At 38.7% G+C, this 21457-nt stretch carries 12 protein-coding genes and 2 tRNA genes; 8 read left to right on the plus strand and 6 right to left on the minus strand.

Translation table 11 applies throughout. From position 1 onward, the window contains the following. Positions 1-608 precede the first annotated feature (608 nt). A complete protein-coding gene (locus M0R21_10590) occupies positions 609-4352 on the minus strand; it encodes a hypothetical protein (GenBank protein MCK9618268.1) in 3744 nt (1247 codons plus the stop codon). 289 nt (positions 4353-4641) lie between these two features. On the opposite strand from M0R21_10590, the gene M0R21_10595 reads away from it, so the two are divergent. After that, on the plus strand, positions 4642-6000 hold the full coding sequence (locus M0R21_10595; protein ID MCK9618269.1) for a helix-turn-helix transcriptional regulator: 1359 nt from the start codon (positions 4642-4644) through the stop codon (positions 5998-6000). On the opposite strand, the gene M0R21_10600 is transcribed toward M0R21_10595, so the two are convergent. Beyond that, complete coding sequence (locus M0R21_10600) at positions 5975-6685, minus strand: RNA pseudouridine synthase (protein MCK9618270.1); 711 nt, start codon at positions 6683-6685, stop codon at positions 5975-5977. The two genes, M0R21_10595 and M0R21_10600, sit on opposite strands and share 26 nt — an antisense overlap. A gap of 31 nt (positions 6686-6716) precedes the next feature. Further along, positions 6717-7523, minus strand: a complete 807-nt coding sequence (gene panB / locus M0R21_10605; GenBank protein ID MCK9618271.1) for a 3-methyl-2-oxobutanoate hydroxymethyltransferase — start codon at positions 7521-7523, stop codon at positions 6717-6719. An 81-nt stretch (positions 7524-7604) separates the two neighbouring features. Between panB and M0R21_10610 the strand changes: the two genes are divergently transcribed. The 4 genes from M0R21_10610 to M0R21_10625 all read left to right on the plus strand — a co-directional run bounded on the left by M0R21_10610 (position 7605) and on the right by M0R21_10625 (position 14120). Then, positions 7605-8594 carry a hypothetical protein gene (locus M0R21_10610; protein MCK9618272.1) on the plus strand — a complete coding sequence of 330 codons (990 nt, stop codon included), beginning with the start codon at positions 7605-7607 and terminating at the stop codon, positions 8592-8594. Positions 8595-8709: 115 nt separating this feature from the next. After that, positions 8710-10626, plus strand: coding sequence for a molecular chaperone DnaK (dnaK, locus tag M0R21_10615; protein MCK9618273.1), 1917 nt, complete (start codon positions 8710-8712; stop codon positions 10624-10626). Positions 10627-10815: 189 nt separating this feature from the next. After that, on the plus strand, positions 10816-12507 hold the full coding sequence (locus M0R21_10620) for a choice-of-anchor J domain-containing protein (GenBank protein MCK9618274.1): 1692 nt from the start codon (positions 10816-10818) through the stop codon (positions 12505-12507). Between the two features lie 83 nt (positions 12508-12590). Then, the gene (locus tag M0R21_10625) at positions 12591-14120 is read left to right on the plus strand and encodes a hypothetical protein (GenBank protein ID MCK9618275.1); all 1530 of its coding nucleotides are present in this window, start codon (positions 12591-12593) and stop codon (positions 14118-14120) included. 67 nt (positions 14121-14187) lie between these two features. Here M0R21_10625 and M0R21_10630 read toward each other — a convergent pair whose 3' ends face one another. Further along, positions 14188-16635, minus strand: a complete 2448-nt coding sequence (locus M0R21_10630; protein ID MCK9618276.1) for an outer membrane beta-barrel protein — start codon at positions 16633-16635, stop codon at positions 14188-14190. Between the two features lie 118 nt (positions 16636-16753). Continuing rightward, positions 16754-17290 carry an RNA methyltransferase gene (locus M0R21_10635; protein ID MCK9618277.1) on the minus strand — a complete coding sequence of 179 codons (537 nt, stop codon included), beginning with the start codon at positions 17288-17290 and terminating at the stop codon, positions 16754-16756. A gap of 116 nt (positions 17291-17406) precedes the next feature. Between M0R21_10635 and mutS the strand changes: the two genes are divergently transcribed. The 3 genes from mutS (at position 17407) to M0R21_10650 (ending at position 20293) form a co-directional block, all read left to right on the plus strand. After that, positions 17407-19992: a DNA mismatch repair protein MutS gene (gene mutS / locus M0R21_10640; protein MCK9618278.1), complete on the plus strand. Its 2586-nt coding sequence runs from the start codon at positions 17407-17409 to the stop codon at positions 19990-19992. Between the two features lie 60 nt (positions 19993-20052). Further along, positions 20053-20125 (plus strand) — tRNA-Gly (locus M0R21_10645). 83 nt (positions 20126-20208) lie between these two features. Beyond that, positions 20209-20293, plus strand: a tRNA-Leu gene (locus tag M0R21_10650). 46 nt (positions 20294-20339) lie between these two features. On the opposite strand, the gene M0R21_10655 is transcribed toward M0R21_10650, so the two are convergent. Further along, positions 20340-21455 (minus strand): hypothetical protein, encoded by a 1116-nt coding sequence (locus M0R21_10655; protein ID MCK9618279.1) that lies wholly within the window; start codon positions 21453-21455, stop codon positions 20340-20342. Positions 21456-21457: the final 2 nt, after the last annotated feature.

Raw genomic sequence — 21457 nt, forward strand, 5'->3', positions numbered from 1 at the left:
TACAGAGCAAAAGTAGCCTGAAATAACCTTCGTATTAGTACGGAAGTTAAACCGAAAGCGGGACAATCTTTCGTACTAATATGGCTGTTCAAACTATAGCCTGGTATCAACCTGAGTTGGCGTAAGGCTGCAAGCCATTATTGTAATATTTCTTCATGTTACATTTTGCCGCAGGCGATGAATGTTGGTTTTTTATGCTTATGAATACAATAAACCAAAATTTGTTATAAAATACAAGTAATTGGTTCTTTTAAAGTCGGCGTTCATTCTTTTAGAAGCAAACGCATTTTTTTTCAGGCAAGGCAGACTTTTTAACCATTGAAACTTGCAAAGAAAGTGAGAAGTTTTTGAAAAATATAAAACATCCTTTCTATGGATATTAAAACCCCGACGGATTAATAGTAAAACATGTTTTATCCTGAGCTTAGGTGAATAATCAGTTGTCAGGACTGGGCATCGTCGAAGTTTGAAAGGGTTTTTGCAACGGTCTCAATGCCAAATTTTTTTTTAAATCCGTCTTATATCAGTGTCATTAGTATTCTATTTATACAAAAAAAACTGCCTCAAAAGACGGAAGCAGTTTTTTTTACTAAAATTAAAAAAGGAGGTTAGGGCGTTACTACCGAAATAAATGCAGCAGCATTATTGTCAATGATAGTCATATCGGCACTGTCAACAAAGCCATCGCCATTCACATCGGAATTAACGTAACCCATCGTAAAATTAGCGGCATCATTATCCACGGGAGTCATGTCGCCACTATCCACAAAGTCGTCCTGATTTACATCGCCCCCATAAAAAGTCCATGCACCATCGGCAGCTTGTTTCATATTGCTTCCAAAAGCCTGAGTAGCGGCAGAAGTAAAGTCGTAATTAATAATACCACCGGCAAATGATACCGGAACAGCCGAAACGGTGGCAACACTGTTGCGGTGTTTCAGTGTGATGTAATAAGTGCCGTTTTTGTCCGAAGGGATAATAAGAGTTGAATTTCCATCGGTATTAATATTTACGCCAAGAGCAGTATATTCGATGCTTGAATAGTTAGTAGCATCGTGAAGCTCGATGGCAATCTGGTCGGCAGTGTTGCCGGCAAACTGGTTGCCTGTTTCGCTTTGAGCCTGGTTCATAGCACCAGCGCCATTGTAAAGTCCTTCGAGGAAGGCATAAAGCGAAAGTGTTTTGGTAGTAGGCATTTGTGTTCCGGTAAAAGAACCGAATTCGCTAAGCCCCGTAGCTGAAAGCTGGTGTAGTGAAGTGTTAGCTGCATCAAACTGGGTTTCGGGCGTAGGTAACATTCTTATACAGTAAATATCGCTTTCGGTACCATGAACATCGGCAGGAAGGTATTGTAAAATGGCGTCGCAACTGAAAGCCGTAATACCCGATGAAGAAATGTTCCAGTAACGATTGAGGTAGCTATCAGTGTTTGGGTCGTCGGGATATTTGCTATTGGCAAGGTTAACACTTACATAGGAAACTGCATCGAAAGTGCCGGAAGTAAAGTTTAATGAAACCGGTGAATATTCATCGGCATCGGTGGTGTCGCCAACCGGGAAGTCGAAAGTTCCGGTAAATCCGATTGGGAAATATTTTATCAGCTTACCGGTTCCGGTAGCAACCACCATATTTGCTTCTGAAGGAGTGCCTATTGCAAACGAAGCATTAACGCCCATGTTTAGATTGTAATCGCCAGTGAAAAATTGTCCGTTACCTATTGCAAAAAATCCATTAACGGTCAAATCCCTCTGAAGGCTTATTCCCAAAATGTTATCATATCCAAAACCATTGAAAACTATGGCAGCAGTTCCCTGAATATTCTGTGGAGAAGTACCGTTAAGGTAAACAAACTGGGTGGTGATGGATAGAGTAGTACCGTTATTTATAAGGTTTCCGCCTATACTCATAGTGCCTGTCATTGTAGTAGAGTAAGTAACCCCAGAGCCGATTTTGAAATCTCCGCGTACAGTTACATCCGCCCCTGATGATGTATAGGCGCCTGAACCTGATGAACGGGTAAGGTAAAGGCTGCCAAAAGTCCTAGCCGAAGCCGAAATAGAAAAACTGGCTGTGCCTGGGGCATCATATTCAAATATACCTGTTTCTGTTCCGGCAGCAGTTGATAATAATGGAATAATACCGGCAGCACTTCTTGAGCATTTGTGTACATATTTTCCTCCGTTATTTATCCGGCAGGTTCCGTTAACAGTGGAGTGTACCTGTACCCCATTTCCGCTTGGTGCACCCGAAGCATTTATAAGTATGCCTCCTTCATTTATGATAATATCATCGGTTAAGGAAGTATTATCACCTACAACTAATCCTGCGTCGCCACTTGCCCCATAGGTATTGCTTATTGGCAGGGTTAATGTGATAGTGTTGCCTGTGGATGGTGTAATGGCAAGCCTTAAAATTGTTGTTTTTACAGCACCAGAAGGCAGATCAACGGAATAACTTCCGGCTACGATTGAATTATCTAAAATAACGATGTCGTATTGCGTTGGGATAGTTGTTCCTCCCGACCAGTTGAGTGCATCAGTCCAGGCAGTAGTCCCGGCGGCACCTGTCCAGGTAAATGTAGTTGGTGCAGGCGATTGTGTGGTTACGGTTGCCGAAGGAATGATTATTTGAGTATAGTAGTTAATGGTAGCATTATTTGCTCCGTCCCATGCAAAGGGAATCACAATGAAGGTATATTGTGTAAGAGTGGTAAGACCAGTGATAGTAGCATCCAAAGCCGAACCCGAAGTAAGAAAAGCCGCAACTATTCCATTTCCAATTGGAGTTCCAACAGTGTAACCAGTAGCATCTGCAGGCATTCCGGTAGGAACGGCGCCTCCGGTACGTTGCAGAATGATATAACCTTCGGCTCCTGTTGCTGCTGTTGTCCAGCTAAGGTCAACGGTACTCTGGCTGTTTGAAACTCCGGTTAATCCGCTTACGTGGGTTGTAGGCTCAAGAGCAAGGGTGTAAAAGTTTGCTTCGTCAGTTAAAGTTGTTCCAATTCCATTGATGGCATAGGCTTTATAGTAAATTTGTGTTTCTGAAGGTAGCATTATTCGGGTATGGGAAAACGCACCCATTGCTGTTCCTCCTTCGGCTTCCTTATGGTCAGCTATGGTAACGCCGGAAGTATTACTCCACACAGTTCCCCTTTCGGTGATGGCACTACCTCCGTCGGCAGTGATGGTTCCCCCGAGTACGGCTTCGTTGTAAGTAATGCCTGTTGCTGTGGGTGAAGTGATTATGGGTGCTGTTGCACTGCTTAGTGTTGTTTGGCTCATCGGATTGTTGGTTCCAGTGGCAGTACAGAATTTTGTATTTGTGCCGCTCCCGTTGTATTCCCAAACTTTTATCCAATAAGTAGAAGCCGTAGCCAAACCTGAAACATCTACCGAACTGCCGCTTCCGTTATAAACCACTTGTTCGCCACTTCCTCCGTAAACGGCATTGGCAGTTGGGTTGTCTCCGTCAGCAGGGTCGGTAAAACTGTTTGTAGTATTTATTTTGGCAATACGATTACTGCCGTCTCCGATGGTCCATCCGGCAGTGAAGGTGGAAGCTGTTACACTGCTGAATATTACTGAACTTGCCTGGGTGGTAGGCGCTGAATAATTAACAGGGAGAACATCGTTCCAAGTCATTCCCACGCGAATTCCATCTAATTTTACGTTTACCAGATTTCCGGCAGTACCTTGTCTTATTGCAATACTTCCAAGATTAGCAATATCGGTTCCCGTGGGGTCGAGCGGTGTAGCTGAAGGTGTAAGGGGTTCTGTTTCGCCAATTACAGGATTAATATAAAGGGCAGTAATATCATTTGTTACACCTGAAACTATCGTATATTTCAACACGAGTAGATAAGTAGTGTTCAGGGCATAAGCAGTTGTTGACCATCCCGCATTAGCTGCAGTACCAGCTTTAGAAATGCCAAAATAAACATTGTTCGAAGCATCTTTTTTAACAAAAACCCTTCCTTTCAAGTCAGATGTCAACGAAGAAGATCCAAAATGAAAAAAATAATCACCGTTATTGGCATTTAAAACGTTTACTAAAACTGAAGCGTAAAGAGTTCCAGAAGTTTGTTGTGTGAACGAACGATTGTCATCTTCACCTGAAGCTACTAACGTAATTTCGTCACCTATTCCTGACGAGGGATAATTCGTATAATTGATAGAAGCAGCAGTAATTTTAACCGCATTTGTACCTGCGCCGCTATGTGCAGTCCAACCATTGGCAGAAAGATTGGTACCTACAGTGTAGGAAAAATTTTCTTCAAGCAGCAATGCCTGCCCCCAACCCCAGGAACAAAACCCAAGTATGGTTACGAAAAGTAAAAATAGTTTTTTCATATAAGTGTAATTTGTTAATTGTAAGTTTAAAAATACGGCTTATGCCGGTATTTATCCGTGGCATATCCACAGAAGTAAATTTTTTTCAAATAAACAAAAAAAATCTGATATGCAAGTTAAATTTATGTTCGGATTCAGGAATCCGGTCATTTTTTTGTTAGCACCCCCCCTAAAGCGGAAATTGCAAAAACTGTAGCGAATATTTGCAAAAACTAGACGAATATACATTCGTTGACAATGATATTAATTAATTTGTATTTTTACAATCGCCAATCAAAGGAAGAAGATTATGCAGCCATTAGGAAAAATTTTATTTTCGTTACAGATATATCAGTCTGTACTTTTTACGATTTTATCGTTTCTGAGCTTTTACAACAATTCAAGGGCATATTCAAAAAAATATTTAGGCTGGTTTATGCTTGCCTGTTCGATGTATTTCATTTTTGGAGGATTTTATTACTTTGGCTTTTATCGTTCTTTTCAAAGTATCTATGTGATCGGCTTACCGATAGTACTGCTTATCATACCATTGTTTTACTTCTATATCGAATCGCTTACGGTACGAAATTTCAGTTTTGCCCGTGATAAAATCATTCACCTGCTACCGGCTTTGAGCATTTTTGTGCTCGACCTTCCGTTTTGCCTGATGACATCAAGCCAGAAACATGATTACATCAACAGTGGTGTGGGTTATTTTGATAACCCCACAGGAGTGATGAATTATTTGTCGTATGTGTATTACCTGGGATATTTTGGATTTCTTAATTTGCAAATTCTCATTTATACTTTTTTATTTATCAACTTGTTGCAAGGTCATAAACTGAATATTGAAAACCGTTTTTCATACTATAAAAATATTGATCTGAAGTGGCTGGTATTTCTATTGCTGGCTTTCTTTTCTTTTTTTATCATCAACGACATCAGTTATATGCTGGGAATCAAGGAAACCTCATACAAACTTTTTCAGTTGTTTTTTAACATTACCCTGTTGCTGATTCAGTTGTTTCTGGGGCTGTTTGGTTTATTGCAAAAAGATATTTATAAGCGTAGCCCGCAAAGAAAAGAATTTGCCCTTCCCTTGGAGGTTGCAGAGGAAAAATACGGTAAAGGGACTGCTGCAACAGAAAATATTCTGGTGGAAACACCGGTGGAGAAAACGGGCAATCCGGTAATTGCCAATCTTACTTCCTTGAAAACAGCTATCTTTGACGTAAAAGACAGATTGGGCGTAAACCATGGAGCACGCATAGAAACCAATGGTAACGAAAAAAAATATGCCGGGTCTTTACTAAGTGATATTCAAAAACAGCAGATGGCAAAAAATCTGGATTTGCTGATGAAAAAAGATAAAGAATACCTGAACGAAAAACTCACTATTGACGATATTTCTGATAAATTAAAAACCAATAACCGCTATTTATCGCAGGTAATTAATGAGTTATACAACAAAAATTTTTTTACCTATATCAATACTTTTCGTATTAAGGAAGCACAAAACCTGCTTGTTTGCCAGCAGCATAAAAAATATTCCATTACCGGAATCTCCAAAATGGTGGGATTTTCCTCTAAATCATCTTTTAACGAAGCATTTAAGCGCATTACAGGTATTACACCCAGCGAATTTAAAAAACTGAAAGGGATGGAATAGCCTGTAAGGTGAACATTTTCCAACAGCCGTTTGCAGGCGGGGGGGCTATCACCTGCAGGGACTTTTGTTGTACGGGATGCAAAAATTCTGTTTGCAAACTGTGCAAACAGATGGACCCATCGGCATTCGGACGGGGATACCCGTATTTCAGGTCTCCTTTAATCGGGCAGCCTGCAGCTGCTAACTGCGCACGGATCTGATGATGCCTGCCAGTGATAAGGTTTATTTTTAGCAGGAAATAGTTATTGCTTTTTTGTAATAATTCGTATGTGAGTTCCGAACGCAGATATTTGTTTTTCTCGGTACCCGAAACATAGGTTTTGTTGTTTTTTTCGTTATGGTACAGATAATTGATTAGATGCCCTTTATCTTCAGGGGGCTTGTTTTTTACCACGGCAAGATAGGTTTTGTGGATTTCTCTGTTTTTCAGCATGGCATTCAGGCGTGCCAATGCTTTTGATGTGCGTGCAAAAATAACGGCACCACTTACCGGGCGGTCAATCCGGTGTATAACACCCAGGAAAACATCGCCGGGTTTGTTGTATTTATCTTTAATGTATTGTTTTATTATATCACTTAGAGGGGTATCACCCGTTTTGTCTCCCTGCACTATATCGCCGGGTTTTTTATTCACAATAAGGATGTGATTATCTTCATACAATATTTCGGGATAGTAGTAATACATAAAATAAGGAGTAACCAACGATGGTTTATAGTTAGTACTGCTCTTTTTCGTTAGGGAAATCCTTGATTTTTACATCCTGAATATATCCTTTCACTGCCCTCATTACGTCTTCGCTCAGGTTAAGATAACGGCGCAGGAAACGGGGGGAAAATTCGGTGGTAATTCCCAGCATATCGTGCAAAACCAGAACCTGTCCGTCCACACCGTTGCCAGCACCTATGCCAATAATGGGTATTCGCAGTTCGGAAGCTACCTGTTTGCCAAGACCTGCAGGGATTTTTTCCAACACTATGCTAAAACAACCTGCTTTTTCTAAAAGATAGGCATCTTTTACTAACTTTTCGGCTTCCTTGGCTTCGGTAGCTCTTACCACATAAGTTCCGAATTTGTGGATGGATTGTGGAGTAAGCCCCAAATGTCCCATCACCGGTATCCCTGCAGTAAGTATTCTGTCAACGGATTCGAGTATTTCCTCACCTCCTTCCAGTTTCACTCCATCAGCACCAGCTTCTTTCATGATGCGTATAGCCGAAGCCAGGGCTTCTTTCGAATTCCCTTGGTAAGTACCGAAAGGGAGGTCAACGATAACAAGCGCCCTTTGTACACCTCTTACCACCGAGGAAGCATGGTAAATCATCTCATTTAAGGTGATAGGAAGAGTAGAATTATGCCCTGCCATAACATTGGAAGCCGAATCTCCGACCAGCACCACATCAATACCCGCCCTGTCGAGCAAACGGGCAAAAGAAAAATCATAGGCGGTAAGCATCGAAATTTTTTCTCCCTTATGCTTCATTTCCTGTAACACATGGGTGGTAACCTTTTTAATAGAGCTCATATGCAGAATTGTAAACTGTAAAATTACAAAAAAAACCCGGCAAAGGTAACCAAATAAATAAAAAGTAATACATTTGCGCTCATGAAGAAAAGTATTACCCTGCTGTCCCTTTTATTGGTTATTTTTTTCACTTCCTGTGAAACCGATTTCGATGTTAATGCCAAATGGAAAGACATCACCATAGTGTACGGATTGTTAAATCAAAATGACACTGTTCATTACATTAAGATTAATAAAGCCTTTCTTGGAAGTGGAAATGCTTTGCAAATGGCGCTTATTCCCGATTCTAACCTGTACGATACTGCAGTATTGAATGTCAGGCTGGAAGGTTGGCAAAACAATCAGTTAAAAGTTACCCACAAACTGTATCCCACTACCGAAATTGCTAAAGATTCCGGTACTTTTTACCATCCATCCCAGGTATTGTACAAAACCAATGCGCAACTTGATAAAAGTTATCTCTATAAGCTCTTTATCGAAAACAAAAAAACCGGGAAAATAATTTCCTCCGAAACTCCCCTTGTTCAGGATGTTTCAATTGAACGCCCTATGGGTGTATGGGTAAATATGAACAGTGATAAGGAAACCAAGGCAGTTTTTTATTCGGGAAAGGGAGGAAGATTATACCAGTTGGTGGTACGCTTTCATTATAAGGAATTGGAAGAGAGTTCCCTTGATACTATCTACAGGTATGTTGACCTGTCTTTTGGCGAAAAAAAATCCAATGATCTTTCCGGAGGTGATAAAATGGAAATACCCTATACACCTAGCGATTTTTTCGACAGGGTAAATAATTTAATCCTGAACAATACCAGTGCTCCCTATAATCCTGCTTCCGTGCGTTTTGTGGGAAAGGTAGAGTTTATTATTTATGTAATCGGCGATGAGTTAAATACTTATATCGAAGTAAACGGACCCGCAACGGGAGTGTTAATGGATAAACCCGACTATACCAACATCGAAAATGGCATTGGCGTTTTTTCGTGCCGGTACAGCACTTCCAAGTCACTGAATTTAACTGCTGAAACTATTACCCGCTTAAAGACTTACGAACCTCTGCATTTTCAATAATCCGTTTTCTCTGCTGTCTTTTTGTCAGAAAACTGTCAATTATTTGGTTTTGGCATAATCATTGACACCAATCGGATAATAAGAAAAATCACTAACGAATTTAAAATAGAATAAAATGGGAAAAATTATCGGAATTGACCTTGGAACCACCAATTCTTGTGTAGCAGTAATGGAAGGCAGCGAGCCTGTTGTAATTCCCAACAGCGAAGGACGCCGTACTACTCCTTCTATAGTAGCCTTTACTGATAGCACCGAACGTAAAGTAGGAGATCCTGCAAAACGTCAGGCTATTACAAATCCAAAAAGAACAATATTCTCCATCAAGCGTTTCATGGGCGAAACCTTTGAAAGAGTAACCAAAGAAACTAATCGCGTTCCATACACTGTTGAACGTGGCGACAATAACACTCCGAGGGTAAAAATTGATAACCGTCTGTATACCCCACAGGAAATCTCGGCTATTATTTTGCAGAAAATGAAAAAAACTGCCGAAGATTATTTGGGACAGGAAGTGAAAGAAGCCGTTATTACCGTACCTGCTTATTTCAGCGACTCGCAGCGCCAGGCGACTAAAGAAGCCGGTGAAATTGCCGGTTTGAATGTTCGTCGTATCATCAATGAACCTACTGCTGCTGCATTGGCGTATGGGTTAGATAAAAAACACCGCGATATTAAGATTGCCGTATTTGACCTGGGTGGTGGTACTTTTGATATTTCTATTCTCGAACTGGGTGAAGGAGTATTTGAAGTAAAATCCACCAATGGCAATACCCACCTGGGCGGCGATGACTTCGATCAACTTATTATTGACTGGCTTGCAGATGAATTTCAGAAAGACGAAGGAATTAATCTTCGCAAAGACCCTATGGCATTGCAACGTTTGAAAGAAGCAGCCGAAAAAGCAAAAATAGAATTATCAAGTTCGTCCACTACCGAAATAAACCTGCCTTACATTATGCCCGTTGATGGCATCCCCAAACACCTTGTTCGTCAGTTAAGCCGGGCAAAGTTTGAACAATTGATTGATCCTCTCGTGCGTTCGACCATAGAACCCTGCAGAAAAGCTCTTGCCGATGCCGGGTTAACGACAAACGATATAGATGAAGTAATCCTTGTAGGAGGTTCTACCCGTGTTCCGGTGATTCAAAAAACCGTGGAAGATTTCTTTGGCAAAACACCTTCAAAAGGAGTTAACCCCGACGAAGTAGTGGCAGTAGGGGCTGCTATTCAGGGAGGAGTACTCACTGGAGAAATCAAAGATGTACTCTTGCTTGATGTTACCCCTCTCTCCCTGGGTATTGAAACCCTGGGCGGAGTGATGACCAAACTCATTGAATCCAATACAACCATCCCTACCCGCAAATCGGAAGTATTTTCAACTGCTTCCGACAGCCAGACTTCGGTGGAAATTCACATTTTGCAGGGTGAACGCCCTATGGCAAAGGATAACAAAAGCATCGGACGGTTCCACCTCGACGGAATTCCTCCTGCATCTCGCGGTATTCCGCAAATTGAAGTTACTTTCGATATAGATGCAAATGGTATTCTGAATGTTTCTGCAAAGGATAAAGCTACAGGTAAGTCGCAGCAAATCCGTATAGAAGCCTCTTCCGGATTGAGTGAATCGGAAATTAAACGTATGAAAACCGAAGCCGAAGCCAATGCTGAAGCCGACCATAAACTGAAAGAAGAAATTGATAAGCTCAATTCAGCCGACGCCATGATTTTTCAAACTGAAAAACAATTGAAAGAGTTTGGCGATAAAATTCCCGGCGACAAAAAATCGGCAATCGAAAACGCCCTTACCGAACTGAAAGAGGCTCATAAAAATAAATCAATCAGTGCTATTGATAATGCTTTGCAAAAATTAAACACCGCATGGCAAGCCGCCAGTGAAGAAATGTATAAAGCAACGCAATCAACTGAAAATGCACAACAGAAACCTAACGAACCTCCGATGGAAAATAATCCTTCAGGAAATGATGATGTTACTGACGTTGATTTTGAAGAAGTTAAAGATGATAAAAAATAAATAATCGCTAATTACCCTGTAAAAAAGCGGGAAAGTAATTTTTCCTGCTTTTTTTATAACATAATATATTTTTTTGTACTTTTATTTCCTGAGTTGTATCTCGTTAAATTAAGGGCAATTTAAAAAATATATTTTTTAAATAATTTAATATCACGCTAATAAAAAGAATAATTAACTAAAAGATAAATCATGAAACTAAAAAATTTACTCGTAATTGCAGCATTGCTTGTTCTCCCATTTGGCCTTTACAGCCAAAATGCTTGGATAAACGAAATCCACTACGACAATGCAAGCACAGATGCTGACGAAATTGTAGAAGTTGTCATTGAAAATGCTTCTTCTTACGATATTGCTGATTTCAGTGTTATCCTGTACAATGGTAATGGTGGTGCAATGTACAGCGATACGACACTTGACGTCTTTACCGAAGGTGCCACAGTAGGTAATTTTACCATTTACTATTTCAATTACACCTTAGCAGGAAAAAGTATTCAGAACGGAGCACCCGATGGCGTAGCTCTCAGCTACCAGGGGAACCTGATTAACGGACAGTTTCTGAGTTATGAAGGTACTTTTGATGCAACCGATGGCCCTGCAGCCGGCGTTTCTTCAGTTGACATTGGTGTGGAAGAAACCGGAACAACCTTTGCCGGTCTGTCCCTGCAACTTTCGGGTAGTGGCTCACAATATGCCCAATTTACATGGGTAGATCCTGCTACTGCAACAGCCGGACAGTTAAACAATAACCAAACTTTCGGCGGTTATACCCCCGATCCGGAACCTTCCAATTTTCCGGGAAGTTTTGCTGCAACAGTAAATGGTGTTACCATAAAACTTACCTGGGCAGATGCTACAGGGACACAATTGCCTGCAGGTTACTTAATTTTAGCTTCTACCAATGCCGCTATCAATGCTCCTGTTGACGGTATACCCGTAGCCGACGATTTGGATATGAGTGACGGTTTAGGTGCAAAAAATATTGAATACGGAGTTCAACAATTTACCTTCGAGGGCTTAGCTTCTGCAACAATTTACCATTTTGTTATCTATCCTTACACTAATTTTGGACAATATATTGATTATAAAATAACTGGTACAGTACCTGCTGCCACTGCAACCTCTGCCACTTTAGTGCATTTTCAGGATTTCGAAAATGGCTTAACTCCCTGGACACAATATAGTGTAACGGGGGACCAAATATGGCAACTCGACAGCATACACGGTATCAACCAAACCATGTGTGCAAAAATGAGCGGATATTACGATACAGTAAACTATGTTAATGAAGACTGGCTGATTTCACCACAAATAAATCTGGGAAATTATATCCACGGACTATTAGGATTTTATACTGCTATGAAATACGGAAGTGGCGATAATACTCTTACTCCAATGTATTCAATTAACTATTCCGGTACAGGTAACCCAAACAATGCTGCCTGGACACCCTTGACAGCAATTTTGTCAGAAGGCAACTGGGCTTGGACATACTCTGGTAATATTGACATTTCAGTCCTGAACGATCAGAGTTTTTACATTGCTTTTAAATACATTAGCGAAACCGAAGCCAGAACATGGGAGGTTGATAATGTGGTAGTTACAGGAATCCCCGAAGGAATTGGTATTAGCGATCCTGTAGTTAAAGAAACAGGTGCCAGCATTTACCCAAATCCTTCTCAGGGCGTTTTCACTATCAATTCTCCTTTTGATAATGTTACTGTTACGGTATATTCTCTGGTGGGTGCCAATGTTTACCAGACTACATCCCTGCAGAAGAGTTGTAAAATTGATATTTCGCAATTGCCCGATGGTATTTATTTTGTAAAGGTATATAATACGCTTAATGGAAATAGCGTTACTAAGAAAATTCAAAAGAGGTAATAAAACAGAATTTTGTTGAAAAAACAGCCTGCCTTTTTTGTCAGGCTGTTTTTTTTTACTTTTGTTTTTACAAAACGGAAAAAATGAGAAAATATATTTTAATAATATTGTCAATTATTATTCTTCCGCTTTGTTTGTTTTCTCAGCAAAACCCCATTCGTGTTGAAATAAACTGGAATTCGAACGAAGAACCTTTTTTAATTGCACCATGCGGAAATAATGGAGTAATGCTTTTTTATAGTGTAAAAAATCAAATAGATAAAAACAGTTTATTATGGACATTTACCCATTACGATAAAAATCTTACCAAAATCTGGACAAAAACATTTGCTATACATCATGATAATAAATTTCAGAAGTATTTTTATTCTGATGGCATTTTATATGTGGCTTTTTTTAATGAAGAAAAAAGTAAAACGGAAAATAATTTTGAACTATTAGTTATTGACTTCGTAAAAGAAAAAATTAATAACTATAAAGGAAATTTACCACAAAACACGGCATTTTCATCTATGGCAATTGCAGATAATAAAGCTTTTATTGGATTAACTGCCTCCAAAAATATAAATGCCTTTTTTATGCTTTCACTTCATGATAGCACATGGAAAGCCATTGATCCTGATATAAAATTAGAACGGGAAATTGAATCTGTTCAATGGGATTCCATTAATAAGGAAATACTTATTGTGAAAAAATCCTTTGTTAAACGAGACCCTTCAATTTCCATTACTGTTTTTGATACTAATGGAAATTTATCGGCTCAAATACCATTAGAATACAATAATACAGATGTAGAAATTAATTCGGCAGATGTTATTGCCACCGGAAGTAGGCAATATTTGATAACAGGGACATTTACCTTTACGAACAGCAAAAAGTCAGAAATCCAGGAAGAAAACGCTGAAGATGCCTCCGGATTTTACAGTGTAATGTACAACCAGGGTGCTTGGGATACCCTGAGATACTATAATTGGGCTTCTCTAAGTGATAATAATAGTTTTAATCTTACCGAAGATGCAATAAAGAATAAAATAAAAAATAATAATAAACGAAAACAAAGTAAGAATAATAATTACAATATTGTCAAGCACCCTTTGATAAAATACCATAATGCTTATCTTTTAATTGCGGAAGCTTTCTATCCTGAATATCATACCGAAAGAAGCCTTGTTTACGATTATTTCGGACGTCCTATGACCAATACGTATTCTGTATTTGATGGGTACAGGTATTCCAACGGGTTTATTCTTTGTTTCGATAAAAATGGAGAATTATTGTGGGATAATGGAATAGAAATGTGGAATATTTTAACACTTGATATTCAAAAAAAACTTAATATTAGTATTGACGGAGATGAAATAGCGCTGGCTTTCAGTAATGAAGGAAAGATTGCATACAAAGTGTGCAGAGGTAATGAAGTGATTGACAACATGAGTTTTACAAGCATAGATGCATTAATGAGCCAGGATGAAATTATTGAAGAAAGTAGTAGCGTGATGCAAAAATGGTATGGCAAATATTACCTGGTTTCCGGATACCAGAAAATACGAAATAATGCAATGGCAGAAAACAGAAGAGGTGTTTTTTATATTAATAAAATTGCATTTGAATAAGCACATATGATGAATAAAAAAGGCTGCCTGTTATAATGCAAGCAGCCTTTTTTGTAGTTTAATTGATCTATTTCACCAGATTCTGAAAATCGGGAGCGGAAAAATATTTGAAGAATTCCCGATCGTCTTTAGCAATGGCTTTGTACTTGGAATCTCCTTTAATAGCTTTTACAAGGTTTTCATACATTAACGAAGTATTATCCGTGCGTGCGGCATTTACTGCGGCAAGATAGAAGGTTGCTGCAGTGGCAGGAGCGCATTTGAGCGTTGCAGTGGCAGCAGAATAATCTTTGCTTACCAATTGGGCTAATCCTACATTGTAGTTGCAACGTTTTTTTATCATGCTCAACGCTTTTGTGTATTCACCCTTAGGGATGTAAAGAATACCCTTGTTATAGCTTACATCAGCTCCGGCAGTTTCTGCCTTTGCATAATAAGCCAACGCCTGTAGTACATTATTATTTTTCGCAGCCAATACTCCCAGATTTAAAAGAATTTTTGCATTATTGGGTTGAAGAGAATTGGCTTTGTCAAGGTGATTTTGGGCATCCTTTGTATTGCCCTGTTTCAGTTCAAAATATGCAGCATTATTATAAGCTTTCCAGTTATTGGGAAATACCGAGATAGTGCTTTTGTAAATTTGCAGTTTGGAATTTTCATCAGAAATTAAAGTAGCTGCATACAGCAATTCTTCATTAGTTAACTGCTCAGGTGTTTTTAAAGCCTGATCAAGCAACTGTTCATCCGTCTTTTGAGGTTGAATACAGTTAACCACAATTTCCGCCCTGCGCAACGAAGGAAGGATTTGCTCTTCAACTTCGCGGTACACTAAGGTCATATTACGAATCTCTTTTTCGCGTTTTTTCAGATCGCTTTGTCTGTTTACTACATTAGTAATTATATTTTTATCTTTAATATTTGATTGCTGAATTGCCTGCATAAACCCATTCCAGTCCTCTCCATTCGAATGCAGATTAAAGGTAATGAGTTGTTCGGGGTTTGTAATCTTTACAGGATTGTTTTTGTCTTTTTCCATTTGTTTAAACAGGTCAACCATGTATTTTTTACCGGTTTTTGCTCTTTTTTCCGACAATCCCACGTTATAAGATTCTTCCCCTTCGGGAGATGCCCAGGCGTTAACTTCAATATTTTTTATGGTATATCCTTTTTTAAGAAAATCAGCAAAATCTTTCAATTTTTTCTTAGCTTCCTTATTTTTATTGAGGGGAAGTTTTAAATCAATTGCATAAAGGTTTACTTTGAAGTACAAGACGCCTTTCTCACTGATAAGGGTTTCCTTTACATATCCATGGTCTTCTTCCAGTGCAATATCTTCGTCGTGAATGATACGTTTGCAGGTGTAAACTACTCCGTCAGCAAGTTTTTGCTCAGGCATTTCAAAATATTTGCCTTTCGACTTGGCTTCGTTGAGAGTTGTATTGGCGCTGACGTTTTCTTTGGTGGAGTAAATCACAGGAACAAGTACCAGTTCGGCTTTATTCATATTGGGGTTGTAGGGAATAACCTGTTTAGAAGTAAAACTACCACCTTCTTTTTGTTTGACAATAATGCCGTCGCCGGTAATTTTTTCGCCCTGGCAGGTGATGGGTTTCAGATTGTATGAACCACCATCGTATTTTAAAACAGGTTGTATGGTCATTACTCCTTTTTTATTAAAATATTTTTCGGGGAATTTGGCGTTAATGGTAATTTCTATGGAATCTCCTTTTGTTTCAAGCACGGAAGGCGTTACGGTATATTTAACCAATCCGTAATTTTTGGTCATACTTTTCAGGTTGGTAGAAGATGACTTGAATTTATAAGTAATTCCCAAAACACTACTTGTATAAATATCATAATCGAAGCCGCCAACTCTTGAATCAAGCTTATCGGAATTTACATAACGCCATGTATTTTCCATATTAATATCCCAGTTGTCGTTCAGCATGTAATTAACTCCCAACCCAAGGGGTATAACAGTTTCTGAGGTCAACTTGCCGGGGCCGTTGCCGGCAGTGCCGTTACCGTCAATCTTTTTGCCGTCAATTCTTCTGTATAATGCCGATTCCCAATTTGAAAATCCGATACCTGCAACTCCATAAACAGATAACTTTCTGTCTGGGCGGTATTTAAACATGTTATTGATATTGGCGGTGGCATTGAGGTTGTATTCCCACAGATTTTCCACAATCATGTGCAAGCCCGCTGTTTTGTTGCCTGACAAGCTGTTTAATTTTCCGTACAATAATTGACCACGAATTCCCCAGACCGGTGTTAGTTGTCTTCCAATATGGATACCTGTCGAAATACGGGATTCGAGATGGATTTTTTCAATAGGGTTTTTGTCGCTGATGTTTCCATAAAACTGTCCAATACCTACATTACCATTGATAAACCAATAGGGATCAAATGACTTTGTATCATTTCTATGAACATTGTTTTGTGCCATAAGTGTATTTGCTATAAAAGTAAATACGATAAAAAACATCGAAATAAAAAGGTGTGATTTTCTCATATTATTAAATTGTATTAATAGTAAACATTAAAAATTGTCTTTTGTTTAAAATAAATGATTCAATAAATTATAAATGTATTACATTGTTTTTTATTAAAAAACGGTGAAAAAGAATTGATTAAATTTTATTATGAAATAAGCAAGAAATATGCCAAAGAACAATACCTGCACTTATTGACACGTTAAAAGAATGCTTTGTCCCAAATTGCGGAATTTCAATACATTTATCAATAATTTCCATTACTCCATCTGAAACGCCATTGATTTCATTTCCAAAAACCAAGGCAATACGTGAAATATTGTCAATAGAAAAATTTTGGAGTAGAATACTGTTTTCGGCTTGTTCCACAGCAATAATTGTGTATCCTTCAGATGCTAAAATCCGGATAGAATCAACTGGTTCCGCAAAATATTTCCAGTTAACCGATTCAGTGGCGCCCAATGCTGTTTTTTGAATTTCACGATGGGGAGGGGTGGCTGTAAGTCCGCATAAATGAATTTCTTCAATACAAAAAGCATCAGCTGTACGGAAAATAGAACCCGTGTTATGCATACTTCTGATATTGTCGAGCACGATTACAACCGGTATTTTTTCAAAAGTTTTATAATCGGTAATACTTAACCGGTTCAACTCGGAAGTACTGAGTTTTCGCATGCGTTATTTTTCTACAAAAATAAAACCTTTGACCGGTTTTAATAATGTTATAAATTTGTTTTCTCAAATAAAATACCTTGAAAGAACAAAGCGAAAAAATTGCAGAAACTCCCTTGATGAAGCAATACAATGCTATCAAGGCAAAATACCCTGATGCTTTGTTACTTTTCAGGGTGGGTGATTTTTATGAAACTTTCGGGCAGGATGCCGTGAAAACCTCACAGATACTAGGCATAGTACTAACACGTCGTGCCAATGGTTCAGCAACTTATATAGAATTAGCCGGATTTCCTCATCATGCCTTGGATACCTATCTGCCTAAATTGGTAAAAGCCGGGCTGCGGGTTGCTATTTGTGACCAGTTGGAAGACCCCAAGCTTACCAAAAAAATAGTAAAAAGAGGTGTTACAGAATTAGTTACCCCTGGCGTATCCTATAATGATAAAATTCTTGAACATAAAGAAAATAATTTTCTGGCTGGAATCCATTTCAGTGAAAAAATATCGGGAATTTCTTTTTTGGATGTATCTACAGGCGAATTTTATCTTGCACAAGGATCAACAGATTATATTGATAAATTATTACAGACTTTCCACCCAAGTGAAATCATTATTCAGAAGAACAAAAGAAAAGATTTTTTTGAAATATTTGGAGATAAGTACTATATAAATACTTTTGATGATTGGGTGTTTACTGAAGAATTTGCCAAAGAAATTCTATTGAAGCATTTCGGGACGGCTTCGTTAAAAGGATTTGGAGTTGAAAATATGGTATTTGGAATTGTGGCAGCTGGAGCAGCATTACATTATCTTGCCGATACTCAGCATGACAGGATTCAACATATTACAAAAATTGCCCGAATTGAAGAGGATCATTTCGTATGGCTCGATAGGTTTACCATCCGAAATCTGGAATTATTACCTTCGGGAAATGAAGATACGCATGCTTTGTTTGATATTATTGATCAGACACTTTCACCTATGGGTGCCCGTTTATTGAAGCGATGGTTGTTACTACCACTGAAGGACAAAAAACCCATTGAAGAACGGCTTGCCATAGTGGATTATATCCTGAATAATAAAGAATTTGCGGATGTCCTGCGACAAAATATTCGCTGGGTTGGCGATTTGGAACGTTTGATTTCCAAGGTTGCTGTTGGAAGGGTTAACCCCAGGGAGATTGTGTACCTGAAACGTGCTCTGCTGGCATTAGAACCCATAAAAAATGCTTGTTTACAGGCAGATATTCCTGCTTTACAAATTATTGCTGAACAAATTAATCCATGCCAGCTCATACGGTCGAGGATAGAAAAGGAGATTTTTCCTGATCCACCTGTAATGCTTAATAAGGGAAATGTGATTGCAAAAGGAGTTTCGGATGAACTGGACCAGTTGCGCAATCTTGCATTTTCCGGGAAAGATTATCTTGTGCAAATACAGCAAAGAGAAATAGAACGTACAGGAATTTTATCCTTAAAAATTGGCTATAACAATGTCTTTGGATATTATCTTGAAGTTACCAATACCCATAAATCGAAAGTGCCCGATGAGTGGGAACGAAAACAAACCCTTGTAAATGCCGAAAGGTATATTACCGAAGAATTGAAAGAATATGAACAAAAAATATTAGGTGCTGAAGAAAAAATAATTGAATTAGAAGCAAGGCTTTTTAACGAACTACTCATCAATTTAACAGAATATATTGAGCCTATTCAACTCAATGCTTCGTTAGTTGCAAAACTTGACGTATTATTCGCATTTGCAGAAGCTGCTATGCATAATAATTATGTTAAGCCACTGATTAATGAAAGCTATGTTTTGGATATCAAGCAGGGAAGGCATCCCGTAATTGAAAAACATTTAACGCCCGGTGAAAAATACATAGCAAATGATATTTTTTTAGATAATGAAAATCAGCAGATTATAATACTTACCGGACCCAATATGTCGGGAAAATCCGCATTATTACGGCAAACAGCATTGATAGTTCTAATGGCGCAGATGGGTTCGTTTGTCCCTGCAGAAAGTGCGAATATCGGCTTGGTGGATAAAATATTTACCCGGGTAGGTGCTTCTGATAATATCACCTCGGGCGAATCCACTTTCATGGTGGAAATGAATGAAACAGCAAGCATTCTTAATAATATTTCCAACAGAAGTCTTATTTTGCTTGATGAAATAGGACGAGGAACAAGTACATACGACGGAATATCAATAGCCTGGTCTATTTCGGAATTTCTTCATGAGCATTCATTATTTAAAGCAAAAGTTCTTTTTGCTACTCATTACCACGAGTTGAATGAAATGACTGCCTCGTTCCCAAGGATAAAAAATTTTCATGTAAGTGTTAAAGAAATCGGAAACAAGGTCATTTTTTTAAGAAAAATTGTGCAGGGAGGTAGTGAACATAGCTTTGGGATTCATGTTGCCCGGATGGCAGGAATGCCTCAGAAAGTTATTCTCAGAGCTGAAAAGTTACTTAAAAACCTGGAAGACAGCCATAGTAATGATGCTCTCAATCATGAAGCATCAAAACGACGTGCAAAAAAAGAAACAGATAATTACCAGCTAAGTTTTATTCAGTTAAATGATCCTCTGCTGGAACAAATAAGAGAGGATATTCTTAGTACTGATATAAATACCCTGACTCCTGTAGAAGCTTTAATGAAGCTGAATGAAATAAAAAAGCTGCTTAAAGGGTAAAATTTTGAGAAGAATTTTGGAAAAAGAAAAAAAGTGTATATTTGCACACCCAAATAAAACGCGGAAGTAGCTCAGTTGGTAGAGCATAACCTTGCCAAGGTTAGGGTCGCGGGTTCGAGTCCCGTCTTCCGCTCAAAAAATTGACCTCTCGTAAATAATGAGAGGTTTTTTTAAAAATGTATTACTTTTGCTGAAAGATTACGTTCTTTTTATAATGCCCAGGTGGTGGAATTGGTAGACACGAAGGACTTAAAATCCTTTGGACATTGCGTCCGTGCGGGTTCAAGTCCCGCCCCGGGTACTTACAAAACCGATGAATTTACAATCTGTCGGTTTTTTTTATGTTGTCAGATAACTTTTTGAAAAACCCGGAACCGTTTGTGCATCTTTGCGCCGATTTTTTCCATTTCGGCTAACATCTTATGATTAGTTTCCAAAATAAGGTGTACTTCAATTTGTATAAAACCGGCTTTTTTTACCGATTCGAACAGTTTAATTCCCATTGAAACATCTAAGCCTAATCCCTGGTATTGGGGTTTTACGGCACCAAGCATCAGGTCTACCTGCCTGGTTTTTTTCGATTCGTGAATGATTTTGAAAATGCCAAAAGGGAAAAGTTTTCCTTTTGCACGCTGTATTCCTTTTGCTAAGCTGGGTAGTCCAATTATAAAAGCCATGATTTCACCGTCTTTAACGATGGTTTTAACAAAGCGTGGATCGAGCAACGACATATACCGGGCAGCAAAATCAAGCATCTCCTTTTCGGTAAGCGGAACAAAGCCATAAATATGGCTATAGGCTTCGTTCATCATGCGTAAAATAGGAATTACATAAGGCTTTAGTTGGTTTCGTTTGGTAAATTCAATCACTTGGTATTGTTCTCTTTCTTGAAACCGCTGGCTGATTTTATAATAATAGTCGGGCAGGCTTTCGGGTAGTGGATACATATAATCCACACAATCAACTTCTTTGGTATATCCTTCTTTTTCAATAAGTTTTACAATATATGGTGGATTTGAAGCTGCTGCAAGGATAGGAGGATGTTCATAACCTTCTATCAATAGACCCTGGGGGTCTTTGTCCGAAAAACCATAAGGACCCACTAATTTACTAACTCCTTTTTCTTTAGCCCAATTTTCAATAAAACTGATCAGTGCGTGGGCTGTTTCCTGGTCGTCGTAACATTCAAAATATCCAAAGCGGCCGTTCCTTTCGCCGTGCAATTCGTTATACTTACGATGGATAATTCCCATGATTCTGCCTGCCGGTTTTTCGTTTTTATAAGCCAATACCAACACCGTGTCGCACGAATCGAAAGACCTGTTTTTGGCGGGGTTAAAAAATTTCCAATCATCTATTAGGAGGGGTGGAAGAAAATTAGGATAATTGCTGTGTATTTTTACAGGCAGATGTATAAATATACGTAAGTCGCTTTTGCTTTTAACTTCTTTTATTTTTATCATTT

The organism is Lentimicrobiaceae bacterium, from assembly GCA_023227965.1.
In the GTDB taxonomy this organism is placed as follows: domain Bacteria; phylum Bacteroidota; class Bacteroidia; order Bacteroidales; family JALOCA01; genus JALOCA01.

What these genes read in the sequence shown, in the direction of transcription:
- M0R21_10625 (MCK9618275.1), top strand. Translation starts at nt 12,591, where the DNA reads ATGAGAAAATATATTTTAATAATATTGTCAATTATTATTCTTCCGCTT.
- M0R21_10610 (MCK9618272.1), top strand. Translation starts at nt 7,605, where the DNA reads ATGAAGAAAAGTATTACCCTGCTGTCCCTTTTATTGGTTATTTTTTTC.
- dnaK (MCK9618273.1), top strand. Translation starts at nt 8,710, where the DNA reads ATGGGAAAAATTATCGGAATTGACCTTGGAACCACCAATTCTTGTGTA.
- M0R21_10595 (MCK9618269.1), top strand. Translation starts at nt 4,642, where the DNA reads ATGCAGCCATTAGGAAAAATTTTATTTTCGTTACAGATATATCAGTCT.
- M0R21_10620 (MCK9618274.1), top strand. Translation starts at nt 10,816, where the DNA reads ATGAAACTAAAAAATTTACTCGTAATTGCAGCATTGCTTGTTCTCCCA.
- M0R21_10630 (MCK9618276.1), bottom strand. Translation starts at nt 16,635, where the DNA reads ATGAGAAAATCACACCTTTTTATTTCGATGTTTTTTATCGTATTTACT.
- mutS (MCK9618278.1), top strand. Translation starts at nt 17,407, where the DNA reads ATGAAGCAATACAATGCTATCAAGGCAAAATACCCTGATGCTTTGTTA.
- M0R21_10590 (MCK9618268.1), bottom strand. Translation starts at nt 4,352, where the DNA reads ATGAAAAAACTATTTTTACTTTTCGTAACCATACTTGGGTTTTGTTCC.
- panB (MCK9618271.1), bottom strand. Translation starts at nt 7,523, where the DNA reads ATGAGCTCTATTAAAAAGGTTACCACCCATGTGTTACAGGAAATGAAG.
- M0R21_10600 (MCK9618270.1), bottom strand. Translation starts at nt 6,685, where the DNA reads ATGTATTACTACTATCCCGAAATATTGTATGAAGATAATCACATCCTT.
- M0R21_10655 (MCK9618279.1), bottom strand. Translation starts at nt 21,455, where the DNA reads ATGATAAAAATAAAAGAAGTTAAAAGCAAAAGCGACTTACGTATATTT.
- M0R21_10635 (MCK9618277.1), bottom strand. Translation starts at nt 17,290, where the DNA reads ATGCGAAAACTCAGTACTTCCGAGTTGAACCGGTTAAGTATTACCGAT.